Genomic DNA, 16,219 nt, shown 5'->3' on the forward strand with positions numbered 1-16,219 from the left:
CCCCTTTGATCTGTTTTGAAAGTTGGACTGAAGATGGTACATCATGTCTTAGTTATGCAAAAAAACAAACCTCAACAGCTCTGCTACAGTTCTGTCTTCAGCGTATCGATCTCCTGAATCATCTTGCCGAGTACACCATTGACGAACTTGCCGGAATCTTCGGTTCCGAAATGTTTGGCCAGATCGATGGCTTCATTGACGGCAACCTTGGCAGGCACATCATTCGCAAAGACCATTTCGAAGGTGGCCAGACGGAGAATCTGGCGGTCCACCCGTGATAGACGGCTCATTTGCCAGCCCTTCAGGTAATGCTCCAGCATATCGTCAATCGCCATCTTATGCTCCCATACGCCGTTGACATGTTCGACTACATAAGCTTTCAGCTCGGCTTCGTCAGTAATCACATGTTCAGATTCATTCTCTTCTGCCGCTTCGGCAATGAGCATCTCCACCGCATCCGCACTCTCCACATCATTCATTTCCATCTGGTACAGGCTTTGGACAATAATTTCTCTTGCTAAACGTCTTTTCATATATTTCCTCCTACAATCTTATCTCGCATACTTTATTAGATGTTTCATTGTTTCTTATGATCAGGCAGAAGCGGCTAATTGTATTTCATGCAATTATTTTCAGCTTAAAGGAGCAAGTTCTATCCCTAATTGTATTCCGTGCATTTAAAAATCAGAAAAAAGTTTAGCAGCAAAAAACCGCGCAGCCCTTCCTCCGGCATCAGGAAACTCATACGTATGGATTCCAGGCTCCGGGAGAAAAGCTATCGCGGTTCATTTGAAGGGACGCCAGCGCCCGGACAGCCGCTGAACCAGCTCCTGCCACTGAAACAGCGGCGGCTGGGCGGTATCCTTTCTGTGGCCAAGCGTATATCCTATGAACACAACCAGTGCAAAGAACAGCATATCCCAAAAACCGCTAATCAGATAAATCAACCCGAGAACGACACCGAAGGTGACTCCGGCAATCCTACCTCCGTGACTTTCCCATACTGCTTTCCAGAACATAAGGGAAACTCACCTCTATTCCACTCGACTTTTGAAGCTTGGAGACTGTGTGAGGTTAGCAATGTATACAGACACGTCCGCTACAGGAATTCCGGTCGTTTCCTGCACAAATTCATGCACCTGGCGCTGAACCTCGGTCGTCAGCAGCGGCAGGGAGTGCTCCCCGTCGACAACGGCGCGGATCATAATCTCAAGACCCGCCTGGGAGACGCGGATGCGCGACTTCAGATCACGAATGCCCTTGACTTTGCCGGCAGCCTTCAGGCTCAGATTCTCAATCGTTTCCATGGAGATTTGAATGTCTCCATATTCTGTGCGCTGATCGACCGAAGGCAAGGAAGCGCGGTCACGGCGCAGCGAAATGTAGAAGAAACGGATGCTGAGCAGGAACAGAATAACAGCCACAGCAATCGCAGCTATATATGCCTCTGGTCTGTCCAGCGCTTCATAGGAGTCCGGAATGGCACCGCTTAACAGGAGGATGGCAATTACAGATAATATTCCGATGCATAAGCTGTAGAGGAACAGCAAAAGCCTGTCCAAAATTTTGGCCACGAGTCTCATAACCTCCTTAAATTAGAGTAAACCCTCGACGGTGCTGTCGGGGGTTTATGGATGAACTGCTTCCTTATTTCACGCGGAGGACCGCATCCGTCTCTTCGGCCTTCTCTACAGTATTGTTGCTGCGGAACTGCACATCATGGATATGCACGTTCACTTCAACAACGGTCAGACCCGTCATCGTTTCGATGGAACGCTTCACGTTGCGCTGAATTTCAGCCGCCACTTCCGGGAGACGGTTGCCGTATTCGATGATCACAGACACATCCACTGCAGCCTCGCGTTGTCCAACCTCTACCTTAACGCCTTTGGACAGGTTCTTGCGGCCAAGAAGCTCAACGATGCCTCCGGCGAAACCGCCGCTCATGCCTGCCACGCCCTTAACTTCCACAGTTGCCAAACCTGCGATAACCTCAATCACTTCAGGAGCGATCTGGATTTCACCGATTTCCGTACGTTCATATTCTGTCGGCAATGTACTCATTGTGGTCCTCACACCTTTCAAAGAAAAAGTTGTTCAATAACTTAAGCGCAAAGCACGTCTCTTATTAAACATACTATATCATTTGGCGAACTTTATGACAAACAAAGCAAAGTCGTCCTAAATTTCATAATCCTCCAGAAATTTAATGTCAAAATTGCCATTTAAAAACACAGGATGCTCCAGCAATTTCTGGTGGAATGAAATCGTGGTATGTATGCCTTCCACAGCAAATTCGGAGAGCGCCCGTTTCATCTTGGCGATGGCTTCCTGGCGGGTTGGAGCCCATACAATGAGCTTGGCAATCATCGAGTCATAAAAAGGAGAGATTGTGTACCCCGGATAAGCAGCGCTGTCCACCCGCACTCCGAGTCCTCCCGGCGGCAGATAAAAGCCGATTTTGCCCGGTGAAGGCATGAAATTGCGCTCCGGATCTTCCGCATTGATGCGGCATTCCATGGACCAGCCATTGATCACGATGTCTTCCTGGGCAATCGACAACGGATTGCCTTCCGCCACGGAAATCATTTCTTTGATCAGGTCAACGCCGGTGACCATCTCCGTTACCGGATGCTCGACCTGAATCCTGGTATTCATTTCCATGAAATAAAATTGACCGTCCGGTCCCAGCAAAAATTCAAGCGTCCCCGCGCCCGAGTAATTCACAGCTTGGGCGGCACGTACGGCAGCTTGGCCCATGGCTTCGCGGATCTCAGGGGTCAGCACGGAGCAGGGCGCTTCCTCAATAAGCTTCTGGCGGCGGCGCTGCACGGAGCAGTCCCGTTCTCCCAGATGAACCACATTGCCGTGATTGTCGGCAATAATCTGAATCTCTACATGCTTCATGCCGGTGAGGAATTTCTCCAGGTAGACCCCGGCATTGCCGAAGGCCTTTTGCGCCTCCTGCTGGGCAGCGGTAATCTGCTTCACCAGGGACTCCTCATCCTCGGCGATACGGATTCCCTTGCCTCCGCCGCCTGCGGTAGCCTTGACGATAATCGGGTAGCCGATATCGCGGCCCAGCATGACAGCCTCCTCCACATCGCCCACAAGCCCGTCAGAGCCCGGGATGACCGGGACACCGGCCAGCTTCATCGTTTCCTTAGCGACAGCCTTGTCGCCCATCCGGGTGATGGCGTCCGGCGATGGTCCGATAAAGGTGATGTTGCAGGATTCACAGATCTCCGCGAAATCTGCATTCTCAGCCAAAAATCCGTAGCCGGGATGCACGGCATCGCATTCGGTCAGAGTAGCCACGCTCATAATATTGGTAAAGTTCAGATAGCTGTCCTTGGACGGCATCGGGCCGATGCAATACGCTTCATCAGCCAGCCGGACATGCAATGAATCCCGGTCAGGCTCTGAGTACACCGCAACGGTGGATATGCCCAGTTCACGGCAGGCTCTGATAATGCGGACTGCAATTTCGCCGCGGTTGGCAATCAACACTTTTTGAATGTTCATGCGTTTCCTCCCAAAGTTTTACGAAGCTTGCTAGCTCCACATCTCATGATTCTCGCGGCTGTTATTCCGGTTTCACCAGAAACAGCGGCTGGCCGTACTCCACCAGCTGGCCATTCTCTGCAAGTACGGAGACGATTTCGCCTCTCACTTCCGCTTCCAGCTCATTCATCAGCTTCATCGCTTCAATGATGCAGACCGTTGACTTTTCGCTGACCCGGTCCCCTACATTGACAAAGGAAGGGGTTTCCGGAGAAGCGGCACTATAGAAGGTCCCGACCATGGGTGAGACAATTTTATGCAAAGTACCTTCGTTGGACGCCGGCTGCTGCGGGGCTGCCGGAATTTCGGTAACAACGACCGGTGCAGCATGCTGCTGCGGGGTTTGCGGCTGCGGGGCTGGCGTAAAGGGATAGGCATAAGGAGTCGCCTGAATTGCCATACCGTCAGCCTCGGAGCGATCGGGTTTGCGGATCGCCAGCTTCATTCCTTCGCTTTCAATCTCCAGTTCATGTACGGAGGAGGTCTGGTCCAGCAATTTAATCAATTCCTTAATTTCGCTTAACTTGAACATTTAATAGTTCACTCCTTCAGCTTTCTCTCGAAGCCACATACAAAAAAGGCTTCTCCGTTCTTCTCAGGAAGCGTATTCCACGATAACTTTATGTATTATATCATAAACGCTAGAAATGGAAAGAGCCCGGGACAACCCGAGCTCTTTCGGCATTTTCTGCTATTTTTTTCTTAACACGGATATTATTGCTCGGAAACATATTGAACTCTGATCTTATTCTGAGTGACGCTGAGTTCCTTCATGACGAGGTCTACAATGCCAACCGCCTGTTTCACATCCAGCTTGTCGCTGAGGACAACAACGGTATAGGTGTCGCCGGCATCCTCTTTCACAATCGCTTCACCGTACTTTTGCTGCAGCTGCTCTTCGATGCCTGTGATTTTGGATTCCTTTTCCTCCAGCTTGCTCAGCTGCTCTTTGGCTGCCGCATTCTCCGCAGGAGTCTTATCCATATCATTGATTAATGCGAGCAGATCGTTCTGGTCTTTCAGGTTCTTCTGCTCACGTTCATAGAGATAGTTGGTGAACAGGCTGCTGGCCGATACACTCTGTGATGCGACTTCATCCAGAATGGCAGCATCGTCTTTGGCCGGCGTTTTCTCTGTGTTGGCTGCTGCGGTGGTTTTGTCTGCCTTCGTATCGTCTTTGGCTGTTTTGGATGAATCTGCAGTCTGGCCTGCATCGCCGGTACCGGCGGCGGAGCTGTCACCGCTTGTACCTGCAGCGGCGGTCTTGTCTTCTGTTGCCGCTTTTTTATCATCCGTTCCTGTCTTGCCATTGTCACTGTCTGCTGTAACGGCTGCTGTGCTGCTGTCCTCATTCACTGCGGCTTTGCCGGCGTCCTTGGCAATCTCTTGTGTAGATACTTCGTTAATGACAAGTCCGCTGTCCAGAGCAGGGGATTGCGCCCCGTCGGCGCCGCTTTTGATATTGTCCACCTGAATGCTGCCCGCTGTTTCCTTAGGAATGGACGCTCCCGAGTCTTCAGTGAACAAATAGTAAGCGGAAAGGACCACCATCAAGCTGAGCATGGAAACCAACCAAATCGTTTGTCTTTTGCCCTTCATTTTGAATTCCTCCTAAAGTTTTATTACATACCCCTCGTTAAAAAATGAATCTTAAACTCCTATTCCTGCTTGCGCGGAACGACGGAAATGCGGTATTCCGGCACGTTCAAGCCTTTTTGGACCGCTTCTTCAATCAGCCCCCGGACGATTTTGTTCTCCGCCCCTTTGGCGACAACCAGCACGCCGCGCACCTGCGGCTTGATCCGCTTGGTGATAATTGGGGTTTCATCGCCCGACTGGCTGTAGGTGACGATTTCGCCATCCCTTGTGTACTGTGTGGTATGACGCTTGCCGCCGCTGGCATCGGTTTCTTCACTCTGCTGCTGGGAGTCGTTCATATTGCGCTGCACAACGATTTCTTCTGTAGAATCCACTGTGACCATGATATCCACCGTGCCTACGCCGACGATTTTCTCCAGAATCTCTTTGGTCCGGTCTTCCAGCGCCTGCTCAATGCTGTCAAACGAATTGGGGGCTGTTTCATTTCCCTGCTGTAGGGTCGCCTGCGAGCTTTCCGCCTGCGGCGGCTCACGCCCCGTATTCTCGCTGTCCAGCTTCTTCACATTCACAAAGGAGTTGAACAGCATGATCGCAGCGCCGAGCAGCCCGAGTATGATCAGCCAGCGGAAGGTATGACTCCGCTTCGGACTGCCCGAACCTCCGCCCCCCGCCCATTGCTCCAGCTTTTTCAGCCAGTTGCCCATCTCTTATCCCTCCTGCTGTTTTGAATTAACTTCTTTCGTGTATTTCTATAATTTTTCTGCTCCGGCACCGCTGCGCTGTACCTGAATGACTTCCCGGCTCAGATTCCAGTTCTGCTCCAGCAGCCTGATGACTGACTCCACATCCTCTTGGTCTGCTCCTTTTCCCGCAGCGGGCCTGCTGCTATCGGGTGTTTCCGATGAAGACGCCGCGGTTGCGGCTGCGGCATCCTCTTCTTGATCAGCGCCCAGGCTGACCTGCACCGGTTCTACAGGTGTAATTACAATCGGCTCCGAAGCCGGGCCGGCTGCTGTCCCCGCCGCCGGGCTGCTCCCGCTGCCAGCTCCTGCAGCCGGGGAGGCAGCCGGAAGGGCAACCGTCACCGAGGAAATTACAGGCACTGCCCCGTCCCCAGGGCTGCCGGAGGCACTGGCCATGCCCAGCTTCACTGTAACCTTGGCTCCCTGCAGGCCGGTGCTGCCGGCGATCTGGTCACGCATCTGTCCGGCCACCTCTTCGGCAGCGAACTTCAGGCTCTGCTCCTGCACCCCTGCGGCCAGCATCCGGCCGTCTGCCAGAATCTTCTCCAGAGAGCCGGCCCCTTTTCCTGCTCCTGTCAGCACACCGCCATCCTGCTCCTGCTGATCCATAGCCAGGCTAAGCGCCCCCGTCGCGTCGCCCTTCAGCATAGACACGATCGGACTCAGCAGGGTCAGCAGGACCAGCAGGCTGAGCACCAGCCTGGCATACCGCTCCATGGATTTGCTCGGCAGCAGCATCTCCACAAAAGCGGCAAGCAGCACCACCAGAATGAGCTCCCGCAGCCAATCCCCCAACCAGTTCATCGCTTGCCTCCTAAAAGTTTTGTGAGCACATGCTGCTCTGAGTTCACTTCAAGCAAAACCCGCCTCGGAAGCCTAGGCGCCTTACCTCATCATGACGGTGAGGTTTCCGGCGGTCAGCATAATCGTGACAGCCAGGAAGAACATCAGCGATACGGCGGCCAAGGCCGCGAACACGTAGATCATGCTTTTGCCGATTGTCTGCAGACAGACTACAATCGGTGTCTCGCCCAGAGGCTGCATTACGGCGGCAGCCACGTTGTAGATCAGGGCAAGCACGAGTATTTTTATCGCCGGAAATGCGCAGAGGAACAATATGATAATGACACCCGAAAGCCCGATGGCGTTCTTCACCAGGAGCGATGCAGAAATCACAGTATCCGTGGCATCCGCGAACATTTTCCCGATCACCGGCACGAAATTCCCTGTAATGTATTTCGCGGCGCGGAGGGTCACTCCGTCCGTTACTGAGCTGGTCATTCCCCTGACAGAGATCACGCCAAGGAACACAGTCAGCAGCACGCCCAGCAGTCCGGCACCCACATTCCGCAGCAGATTGGCCAGTTGGGTCAGCTTGTATTTATCCGACATGGCGCTCACCAGATGCAGCACCGCCGAGAAGAAAAACAGCGGGAAAATCACCGTATGAATGAGCGTGCTCACCGTATGGATCATGAACACAATCAGCGGATGGGTGACGGAGACCGTCACAATATTCCCCATGGATGCCAGCAAAGCGAACAGCAGCGGAATCATCGCCATCATGAAGTCGGTCATGCGGTCGATGGCATCCTTGGCATAGCCGATGGCTACATTGAAACTGTTAACGGCAATGACCAGTACGACCATGTAACAGAGCATATAAGCGATTTTACTGACAGATTTCCGTTCAAAAGCGGTCTGCAGCGTCTCCAGAATCATGCTGAGCACACTGATCATCACAATCGTAACCAGCAGCTTGCCGTTGAACATCACCTCATGCCACATAAAAGAAGTGAGTCCGGACAACACACTTTTGAAGCTTAGCCCATCCTCACCCGGCAGCAGCATATCCATCAGCGAGGGGGTCTTGCCTTCGGGAAAAAATCCGCCGTAGTCCTTCATCAGCTTGTTCCAGTACGATTCGACTTCGCCTGTAGGCAGGTTCTGCACCTGCCCCTTCACCCAATGGTCTACTGCGGAAGATGAACCTCCCTGGGGAGCAGACTGCGGCGGCGGAGACGGTGAGGGGACTGCACCGGCTGCGAAGGCGGTTCCTGAACACCACAGCAGCAGCAGGCAGGGCAGGAGCAGCAGAATGATATTTAATTTTGGTGGCCGAAAAACACTGCGCGCCCGCATACCCTTCCCCCCGCCCCGCTTCTTACTTGCCTCATGCCCCTATGCTTGTCAGGTTGGCAGCAGCTTCATCACCGTCTCGATAATAATGCTGATAATCGGCACGGCCAGCACCATAATCAGCACCTTGCCGGCCAGTTCAATCTTCGAAGCAATCGATTCCTGTCCGGCATCGCGCACGATCTGCGCCCCGAACTCTGCGATATAGGAAATTCCGATAATTTTGAACACCGTTTTGATATAGATCATTTCCATGCCCGAGGACTCGGCCACCCGCTCCAGCGTCCCCAGAATCGTTCCGATCTTGCCGATCAGGAACAGGAAGATCAGAATGCCTGCGGCCGTGGTCAGCAGGAAGGCGAACATCGGCTTTTGTTCCTTCAGTACGAGTATCAGGACCGTCGACAAGAGCCCAATTCCCACCACTTGAATGATTTCCATAGCCTTGGCCTATTGAAAAAGAAAAATCGTTTTGATTTCCTGGAGCAGGCCGTCCAGCATGCGGATGACCATAAACAGCACGATGATAAAGCCGACAATCGTTACCCAGTGGGCGATGTCTTCCTTGCCCATCTGCTTCAGCACCGTGTGGATCATGGCGATAATAATGCCGATGCCGGCAATCTGGAAGATCGCGTTGACTTCAATATTCATTCCTGGCACCTCGCTAAAAGATCAATATGACGATCAATGCTCCAAGCAGCAGACCCAGGCTTTTGCTCATTTTTTCATATTTGCCCTGATCTTCTCTGGCCGCTGTCTCCTCCTGCTTCAACTGCTGCAAAGCCAGCGCGATGTGCGTGCTCTGATTCGAACGGTCGCTGGTACCCAGCGTACAGCTGAGCTGCCGGAGTATTTCCTTCTCCGGCCCTTTCAGCGAAGCCGCCTTCCAGTGCTCCTCCATGGCCTTCGAAATGGCATCTTCGGCGCTGCGGTCCAGCGGCGGGCTCATCTCCTCGGCCGCTGTGGTGAAAAATGCCTTCAGCGGCTCCTTCGTCTGCATCCCGATCCGGCGCAGCGCTTCCGGCAGCGGGGTGTAGCCGTACTGGATCTCCGTCTCCAGCCGCTGCAGGGCGGCGATCAGGCCTCTGATGTGCCTGGGCCTGTCAGCATACTGGGCGGCCCGCTTGAACCCGGCCAGCGTGCCTGCCAGGACGATCAGCACCGCTCCGAAGAGCTTAAGCATGGCGTTCACCGCCCCGCCGTTCTTCGGGAGCGACCAGCAGCAGGCTGCGCCTCTGCCCGTCCAATATGCGGAAGGAGAGCCCCGCATCTGTCCGGTGGAGGATCACATAGCGCTCAAACATCCGGTGCTCCAGCAGTCCGCCGAGCCCGGGCCGCCGGGCCAGCTCGGACACTTCCTTGCCGTGCGCTGAAGCAACAACCGTGATGCCGGCGTGCAGCGCTTCGGTCACGGCTTCGGCATCCTCCAGCCGGCCGATCTCGTCGGCGATCAGCACATCGGGCGAGAGCGAGCGGATCATCATCATCATGCCTTCGGCTTTGGGACATCCGTCGAGGATGTCGGTCCGGGGACCGACATCAAAAGCGGGAATCCCGCGGCGGCTGCCGGCGATTTCAGAGCGCTCATCGACGATGCCGACCTTCAGGCCCGGACGGCTCCCTTCGCGCCCGCTCCTTGCACCCGCCGAGATCTGCCGGGCAAGGTCACGCAGCAGGGTGGTTTTGCCGTGCTGCGGAGGCGAGAGAATCAGCGTATGCATAATCCGCTGCCGCCCCTTGTCGAGCAGGTACGGCAGCACGCCGTCGGCGAGGCCCGGCAGCTCACGGGCGATCCGCACATTGAAGCCGGTAATGTCGCGCAGATGCTCCACTCCCCCGCCGCTCAGCACGGTCCGGCCTGCAAGTCCAATCCTGTGCCCGCCGGGGATCGTAATGAACCCCTTGCGCAGCTCCTCTTCCATCGTATAGAGCGAATGATTGCTGATCAGGTCCAGCAGCCGGTGCGTATCCTCCCGTTCAGGCTTGTACGCTTCTTCGGGGCTCAGCGTCAGGCTGCCGCCTGCACCGACAAAATGGTATTTGCCTCCGGAATAATTGATCTCCAGCGGACGGCCTTCGCGGATACGGATTTCTTCCAACTTGTCGAGCAGGGGAGCGGGCAAGCCTCTCAGCAGTGCTCTTATTCGTTCAGGAAACAACAGCAGCCAGTCATTAGCCATACAGAGTACCCCCAAGCTGTCCTCTACTTAAATAGCTTTAATCCATACTTATGCTTGTACGCGTGCTTTATGACTATCATCTATCATTTTTTTAGAATCCCGATTAAGAGAAAGGCCACTCCGCATCCAATCCATCCCAGCTTGCCCCACGAGAGATCCTGTGCCATCCCCGTCAGCCCCACCGCTGTAGTCAGAATCAGAATCGTCGGCCCGACAAGAGCCAATCCGGAATTGACTGCCAGCGCCTTATCCACCTGGTTCAGCTTCAGCATAATCAGCGCCGCCGCGATTTCCACACTCCCCGACAGCAGCCGCAGCGCCGCCATCCAGCTCACATACTTGTCCAACCCGCCCCACTCCTTTTACAAATCTATTTCCGGGAATCCCGTATTTTTATTGCTGTTATCCATGGATATGCGGGACGGGCCCACTTTAGACAAGAAGAAATCAGCGAATATACCAATAGGAGTGTGAAAGAAATCATAGTGAACCCCTCTATAAAAAAATATCATCGGTATGATAAAATATATTTTGCGCGTTTTGAACAAGTTGGTCTGGAAAATATAAGTGCAGGCTCTTGGATAAACTATGGGCTCCTTATCTTTTCAGGCAGCATCCTAAAATGCAGGTACAGACATCGGAAGAAGAGGGGATTTATGTCATGCAAGTTCGTAATGTTGTAATGCCGCTCGTTTCAGGGCCGGTTGCCAAACAAGTCAAAGAAGTCGCCATCATTATTTTTTCGGCCTTTCTGGTCGCGAGCGGGCTGCGCCTGTTCCTCATTCCGCACCAGCTGCTCAGCGGCGGGGTTGCGGGAACGGCATCCGTCATCGGCTACCTAACCCATCCTAAGTACATTTCGCTGTATTATTTTGCTATTAATCTGCCTATCCTGATTTGGGGTTTTGTGGCCGTGGGCAAAAAGTACATCTGCTATAGCCTGCTGTCGGTCGTAGCCACCACCTGGTTCCTGACCGTTATTCCGCTGATCAAGCTGACCAAGGACCCGATTCTGGCCAGTATTTTCGGGGGAGTCATCATCGCCGGCGGCGTGGGCTTCTCTCTTCGTGCCGGAGGCTCCTCCGGGGGATTCGATATTCTGGGCTCCATCATTACGCGCAAGCGCGACATTCCGATGGGCACCGTTCTGTTTGTGCTGGATGGGCTGGTCATACTGAGCCTGGGCTTCTTCAAAAGCTGGGACTCCGCCCTCTACGCCATGCTCTGTATCTTCGTCAAAAGCCGTGTGGTCGATATGATCCATATCCGCCACATCAAGCTGACCTGCTTCATTGTCACCAAGGAGCGTGAAAAGATGCTGAGCCGCCTCACCTGCCTGCCCCACGGCGTCACCGTGGTCAATGCGGAAGGCGGGTACAGCCACGAAGGGAACACCATGCTCATGACCGTAACCACCCGTTACGAGCTGGCCGAGCTGCGCAAAACGATCCTCGAAACCGACCCCAAGTCGTTCGTCAACGTGCTGGAGACGGTGGAGATCGTCGGCCGGTTCAGACGGCTGGGGTAGTATTAGCGTAAAGCACCCAAAGCTACACTCATACCTAACAGTCCCGTCCCCTGCGGCAAGCGGAGGATGGGACTGTTTTGTTTATATTCATGATATTGTTACGTTCATACGATACCGCGCTCTATAGATTGAACTAAAAATTTTATGAACAGAACTAATGCCCCATCCGAGATCATAGTTGGGAAAAAGGTTCACTAATCGAGTTCGTTCGGCTTATGGAGTTGCCTATGTTGGAAAAAGTATCACTAATTCGGCTTAAAGCGGCCGTATGGGATGAATAGGCATAAATTAGGTGTACAAAATCCCACTAAATCCTTCTGTAGCGAGAATTACAGCGAATTAGTTATACTTTTTCCACTTAGCTAGGGTTCCTTATGAGCCTCACTCACGTTCCCCAAGCATTCAAGTTCACCAGTCCATCTAGAAATAGAGCAAACGAAAAGAAACTATCCCCTCTCTAATGGATATAATTAGGACAGAGTTCACGAATCCCTGAGCGGCCGCTAATGATGTTCTAGGCAGCTCTGACCTTGTCGATGTCGTAACGGGATCTGTGGCCCCCTGATCAAAAAGCAGGAGCATAGGAGGTAAGAGATTTGAAAATCCATAGAATAGATCATGTGGGTGTAGTCGTAAATGATCTCTCTAAGGCTAAAGCGTTTTTTCTCGATTTTGGCTTCGAGGTGCAAGGGGAATGGGAAGCGGAAGGAGACTCGTTGGATCGGATCGTTGGGCTTAGTGGCGTTAAAACAGCCTGCGTAGGATTGGGAACGCCAGACGGTCAGACATGGATAGAGCTAATCCAATATATTTCGCCGTCAGATGAGCGGGAAATTCAGTTACCTTGTGCAAATACCCCGGGTATCCGGCATCTGGCATTTGTTGTGGAAGATATAGAAGCCATCGTCGCCAAATTGAAAAATAAAGGGATGGATGTCTTCAGTGAGATTCAGCACTATGAAGGAAGTTATAAATTATGCTACTGCCGCGGACCAGAGGGAATAATTTTGGAGTTGGGGGAACGAATCAGATAAATCGCGCCTTGGCTCAACCACCTAAAAGTTGATCCTTACCGATGACTCTTGGCGGTGTTGCAACGCAGCGAGTGAAGCTGCACAGGGGGCGATATGGGGCGGCGATGTGGCGGCGATGTGGCGGCGATGTGCGGCGATGTGGCGGCGATGTGGCGGCGATGTGGCGGCGATGTGGCGGCGATGTGGCGGCGATGTGGCGGTGATGTGGGGGCGATGTGGCGGCGATGTGGCGGTGATGTGGGGGCGATGTGGCGGCGATGTGGATGTGGGGGCGTTTGACGATTATGCTGCATGCCTTCATTCCATAATTCCCGCAAAAAAATGCCCCGCCGCCCTATAGGCAGCGGGACATTTCATCTAAGCCGAATATGGTGAGGCCGAAGCCCTCCAGCTTCTAGCGGCGGTCCTTCGGTCCTCCGACAAACGCCTGCTCTTCTGTATCCAGATTGTAGGCCGTGTGAAGCGCCTGGATAATCTTTTGCAGATTGCCGGACTCAATTACACATGACACTTTGATCTCGGAAGTGCTGACCATCTTGACGCTCACGCCTTCCTTGGAGATCACATCGAACATTTGCGCCGCTACACCGGGATGGCTGACCATACCCGCGCCGACAATCGATACCTTGACGAGATTATCCTCGGAAGTTACCTCGCGGTAAGGAAGCTCGCTGTGAAGCCCCTCGATAACCTTTTTGGCATGCGCCAGCTCGCTCAGTGCAACGGTGAAGGAGAAATCGGCCTTCTCGTTCTGTACACCGCTCTGCACGATGATATCGACGTCCACACCCTCCTCAGCCAGCTTGCCGAATACCTGGGCGAGGACGCCCGGCACATCCGGCACTCCCAGAATACTGATCCGCGCCACGTTTTTGTCATATGCAATTCCGCTAACTACCACACCCTGCTCCATGCTTGCTTCCTCCTTCACAACAGTACCTTCATTATGATTAAAGCTTGATCTGACGACCAGCTTCACTTGATATCGTTTGGCGTATTCCACAGCCCGCGGATGCAGCACAGCTGCCCCCAGGTTAGCCAGCTCCAGCATTTCATCATAGGAGATTTCATTCAGCTTGCGCGCAGTCTTCACGATACGCGGGTCCGTGGAATATATACCGTCCACATCTGTATAGATTTCGCAGACATCCGCTTGGATGGCTGCAGCCAATGCTACGGCTGTAGTGTCCGAGCCGCCACGGCCCAGTGTGGTAATCTCGCCGTCCACGGTCATTCCCTGAAAACCGGCTACGATCACTATCTGCTCTCGCTTCAGCGACTCCAGAACCCGGCGGGGATCGATTTCATTGATTCGCGCCCGGCCATGCGTCTCATCGGTCCGGAATCCGGCCTGCCAGCCGGTATAAGATACTGCGCTTCGGCCAATCCCATTCAGGGCGATGGACAAAAGCGCAACAGAGATCTGCTCCCCGGTTGTCATAAGCATATCCATTTCGCGTGCAGGCGGCTGCCCGTTCAACTGCTTGGCCTGATCGATCAATTCATCCGTGGTATCTCCCATGGCGGATACAACCACAACACAGCGGTGACCCTCATCCTGCTTATCTGCGATGCGCCCCGCAACACGTTTCATTCGTTCAATGTCGCCGACGGAGCTGCCTCCGAATTTCATGACATAAAGTGACAAAGTCCATTTCACTCCCTATTTCGGTCTATGTAACAGCTTATAATTTGGTTTCGTGCTTTAAACCAGTATAATACGAAAAACACCTCATGCGTTAATAGTTTCACAAAAAAATCCGCTTATTTCCCGAACACCAAATTTTACCTGTCCAGAATAAACAGCTCTGCCGGTATTGGTGGAACTGGCCGCTGCAGTGTTAAACGAGAGTGCCAGCGGCAATGCGTGTGGCAGTGCCGGGTGGCAGTGCGGTGGCAGTGCCGGGTGGCAGTGTGGTGGCAGCCCCCCGCCTCAGCACCCACGGCTGCAGCACCCGCCTCAGCGGCCTACCAGCAGCGCCTACCCGCTGCCAGCAGAAGCTTCGCGAATTTGCCTCTCCGGGTCTGACAGGCACACAATTGGGAAGCTCGACTGCTTACACGGCTCCGATAGGCATATTTCGGGCCAGCAAATTCACGTGGTCCGCACCTTTGCGGTCCAGCCGCATTGTCGAGGAACCCACCATGAATCTTGGGCCATTCCAAGTGGAAAAAGGCCATCTAATTCAGCTTGTTTCGCCTCTGATAGAGTAATTTTGCCCAATTAAGTTTCCTTTTTCCACTTAGGTCATGCGATTACTACCTTTTAACGAAAATTAGGTTCCCTTTTTCCAACTAGCACTTGCTCATTAGTCTCTTCGCACCTTTTTCCCCTGAAACTCGCCACGCATGGTCCGCCTCCTATATTGATCCCAAGTCTCTCCAAGCAGAGCCCACAGGTTCACAGAACTCACAAGAATAGGAAATCATCATTCTCTTTTTGTCCGAACAAACCAGCCTGCGGCCCTTCAACAAAGGCATTTCTGCCGTTGTTTCCGGGCAAATCAGCCTGCGGCCCTTCAACAAAGGCATTTCTGCCGTTGTTTCCGGGCAAACCAGCCTGCGGCCCTTCAACAAAGGCATTTCTGCCGTTGTTTCTGGGCAAACCAGCCTGCGGCCCTTCAACAAAGGCATTTCTGCCGTTGTTTCCGGTCCACATTCGTCCTTTAGCCAAATCAGCTAAAAGCCCCTCCTCCCCTTACATACCTTTATCCACAACAGAAAAAACATATAATTCCCCAAACAGTGCTCGAAAGTATTCAGTCTGTGCTTAAAGGGGATGTTGCTCTTCCCGTTTAATTTTTTTCCTAACTAAAAAACCCCCGCCGCAAACGCGGGGAGGCTAAAAACATCAATTCTTTGACAATCTACGCGCGGGAGATATATTTGCCTTCGCGGGTATCGATCAGCAGAACGTCGTTCTCATTGATGAAGAGTGGAACTTGTACCGTGAGGCCTGTTTCCAGAGTGGCCGCTTTGGTTGCGCCCTGAGCGGTGTTGCCTTTAACGCCCGGCTCGGTTTCTGTAACCTTCAGCTCCACGCTGGTTGGCAGGTTGATCCCGAGGATTTCGCCCTGGTAGCTGACGATATTCACGGTCATGTTTTCTTTCAGGAAGTTAAGCTCCCATTCCAATTGCTTGGCGGACAGCTCGAACTGGTCGTAGGTTTCGTTGTCCATGAATACGTGGTCCGATCCGCTTGCATACAAATATTGCACACCGCGGTTTTCGATGATGGCGCGGCCGATAGTTTCACCGGCACGGAACGTGCGTTCAACGGTGTTGCCGTTGCGCAGGTTCTTCAGCTTGGAGCGCACGAATGCGGCACCTTTACCCGGCTTAACATGCTGGAAATCGAGGACGGTAAAAATATCCCCATCCACCTCTACGGTCAAGCCTGTTTTAAAATCGTTAACTGAAATCACTAAA

The 16,219-nt window shown here is 53.2% G+C and carries 21 protein-coding genes; 3 read left to right on the forward strand and 18 right to left on the reverse strand.

What is annotated here, in order from left to right; translation table 11 throughout:
* Window positions 1-83: 83 nt before the first annotated feature.
* From nusB to BLQ82_RS13785, 15 genes are all read right to left on the reverse strand, one after another.
* Window positions 84-533: a transcription antitermination factor NusB gene (nusB, locus tag BLQ82_RS13715; protein WP_062527713.1), complete on the reverse strand. Its 450-nt coding sequence runs from the start codon at window positions 531-533 to the stop codon at window positions 84-86.
* A 252-nt stretch (window positions 534-785) separates the two neighbouring features.
* A complete protein-coding gene (locus tag BLQ82_RS13720; protein ID WP_020426560.1) occupies window positions 786-1,019 on the reverse strand; it encodes a DUF2273 domain-containing protein in 234 nt (77 codons plus the stop codon).
* A 15-nt stretch (window positions 1,020-1,034) separates the two neighbouring features.
* Window positions 1,035-1,574 (reverse strand): alkaline shock response membrane anchor protein AmaP, encoded by a 540-nt coding sequence (amaP, locus tag BLQ82_RS13725; RefSeq protein WP_020426559.1) that lies wholly within the window; start codon window positions 1,572-1,574, stop codon window positions 1,035-1,037.
* Between the two features lie 73 nt (window positions 1,575-1,647).
* The gene (locus BLQ82_RS13730) at window positions 1,648-2,064 is read right to left on the reverse strand and encodes an Asp23/Gls24 family envelope stress response protein (protein WP_062527711.1); all 417 of its coding nucleotides are present in this window, start codon (window positions 2,062-2,064) and stop codon (window positions 1,648-1,650) included.
* Between the two features lie 117 nt (window positions 2,065-2,181).
* Entirely contained in the window at window positions 2,182-3,525 is a 1,344-nt protein-coding gene (gene accC / locus BLQ82_RS13735; protein ID WP_062527709.1) for an acetyl-CoA carboxylase biotin carboxylase subunit, read from the reverse strand.
* A 61-nt stretch (window positions 3,526-3,586) separates the two neighbouring features.
* Window positions 3,587-4,096, reverse strand: coding sequence for an acetyl-CoA carboxylase biotin carboxyl carrier protein (gene accB / locus BLQ82_RS13740; protein WP_062527707.1), 510 nt, complete (start codon window positions 4,094-4,096; stop codon window positions 3,587-3,589).
* A gap of 182 nt (window positions 4,097-4,278) precedes the next feature.
* Window positions 4,279-5,163 carry a SpoIIIAH-like family protein gene (locus tag BLQ82_RS13745; RefSeq protein WP_062527705.1) on the reverse strand — a complete coding sequence of 295 codons (885 nt, stop codon included), beginning with the start codon at window positions 5,161-5,163 and terminating at the stop codon, window positions 4,279-4,281.
* Window positions 5,164-5,222: 59 nt separating this feature from the next.
* Complete coding sequence (gene spoIIIAG / locus BLQ82_RS13750; RefSeq protein ID WP_062527703.1) at window positions 5,223-5,867, reverse strand: stage III sporulation protein AG; 645 nt, start codon at window positions 5,865-5,867, stop codon at window positions 5,223-5,225.
* Window positions 5,868-5,912: 45 nt separating this feature from the next.
* Entirely contained in the window at window positions 5,913-6,710 is a 798-nt protein-coding gene (spoIIIAF, locus tag BLQ82_RS13755) for a stage III sporulation protein AF (RefSeq protein WP_062527701.1), read from the reverse strand.
* Between the two features lie 81 nt (window positions 6,711-6,791).
* A complete protein-coding gene (gene spoIIIAE / locus BLQ82_RS13760; protein ID WP_062527699.1) occupies window positions 6,792-8,048 on the reverse strand; it encodes a stage III sporulation protein AE in 1,257 nt (418 codons plus the stop codon).
* Between the two features lie 48 nt (window positions 8,049-8,096).
* Window positions 8,097-8,486: a stage III sporulation protein AD gene (gene spoIIIAD, locus BLQ82_RS13765; RefSeq protein ID WP_025703761.1), complete on the reverse strand. Its 390-nt coding sequence runs from the start codon at window positions 8,484-8,486 to the stop codon at window positions 8,097-8,099.
* Between the two features lie 9 nt (window positions 8,487-8,495).
* A complete protein-coding gene (spoIIIAC, locus tag BLQ82_RS13770; protein WP_020426549.1) occupies window positions 8,496-8,699 on the reverse strand; it encodes a stage III sporulation protein AC in 204 nt (67 codons plus the stop codon).
* Between the two features lie 13 nt (window positions 8,700-8,712).
* Window positions 8,713-9,231 carry a stage III sporulation protein SpoIIIAB gene (gene spoIIIAB / locus BLQ82_RS13775; RefSeq protein WP_062527697.1) on the reverse strand — a complete coding sequence of 173 codons (519 nt, stop codon included), beginning with the start codon at window positions 9,229-9,231 and terminating at the stop codon, window positions 8,713-8,715.
* A complete protein-coding gene (gene spoIIIAA / locus BLQ82_RS13780; protein ID WP_074648239.1) occupies window positions 9,224-10,228 on the reverse strand; it encodes a stage III sporulation protein AA in 1,005 nt (334 codons plus the stop codon). Before spoIIIAA ends, spoIIIAB begins: the two co-directional genes overlap by 8 nt.
* A gap of 83 nt (window positions 10,229-10,311) precedes the next feature.
* A complete protein-coding gene (locus tag BLQ82_RS13785) occupies window positions 10,312-10,575 on the reverse strand; it encodes a YqhV family protein (RefSeq protein ID WP_025705504.1) in 264 nt (87 codons plus the stop codon).
* Window positions 10,576-10,889: 314 nt separating this feature from the next.
* On the opposite strand from BLQ82_RS13785, the gene BLQ82_RS13790 reads away from it, so the two are divergent.
* Both BLQ82_RS13790 and BLQ82_RS13795 read left to right on the forward strand, forming a co-directional pair.
* Window positions 10,890-11,756: a YitT family protein gene (locus BLQ82_RS13790; protein ID WP_082722817.1), complete on the forward strand. Its 867-nt coding sequence runs from the start codon at window positions 10,890-10,892 to the stop codon at window positions 11,754-11,756.
* A 596-nt stretch (window positions 11,757-12,352) separates the two neighbouring features.
* Window positions 12,353-12,790 (forward strand): VOC family protein, encoded by a 438-nt coding sequence (locus BLQ82_RS13795; RefSeq protein ID WP_062527692.1) that lies wholly within the window; start codon window positions 12,353-12,355, stop codon window positions 12,788-12,790.
* A gap of 394 nt (window positions 12,791-13,184) precedes the next feature.
* Here BLQ82_RS13795 and BLQ82_RS13800 read toward each other — a convergent pair whose 3' ends face one another.
* Window positions 13,185-14,438 carry an aspartate kinase gene (locus BLQ82_RS13800; RefSeq protein ID WP_062527689.1) on the reverse strand — a complete coding sequence of 418 codons (1,254 nt, stop codon included), beginning with the start codon at window positions 14,436-14,438 and terminating at the stop codon, window positions 13,185-13,187.
* Window positions 14,439-14,683: 245 nt separating this feature from the next.
* Between BLQ82_RS13800 and BLQ82_RS13805 the strand changes: the two genes are divergently transcribed.
* Window positions 14,684-15,004 carry a hypothetical protein gene (locus BLQ82_RS13805; RefSeq protein WP_157243860.1) on the forward strand — a complete coding sequence of 107 codons (321 nt, stop codon included), beginning with the start codon at window positions 14,684-14,686 and terminating at the stop codon, window positions 15,002-15,004.
* Between the two features lie 196 nt (window positions 15,005-15,200).
* Here the strand turns inward: BLQ82_RS13805 and BLQ82_RS13810 are convergent, their stop codons facing one another.
* Entirely contained in the window at window positions 15,201-15,464 is a 264-nt protein-coding gene (locus tag BLQ82_RS13810) for a hypothetical protein (protein ID WP_244280783.1), read from the reverse strand.
* A gap of 193 nt (window positions 15,465-15,657) precedes the next feature.
* Window positions 15,658-16,215 carry an elongation factor P gene (efp, locus tag BLQ82_RS13815; protein ID WP_020429198.1) on the reverse strand — a complete coding sequence of 186 codons (558 nt, stop codon included), beginning with the start codon at window positions 16,213-16,215 and terminating at the stop codon, window positions 15,658-15,660.
* Window positions 16,216-16,219: the final 4 nt, after the last annotated feature.

This window comes from Paenibacillus jilunlii (assembly GCF_900102965.1).
Lineage (GTDB): Bacteria > Bacillota > Bacilli > Paenibacillales > Paenibacillaceae > Paenibacillus_AQ > Paenibacillus_AQ jilunlii.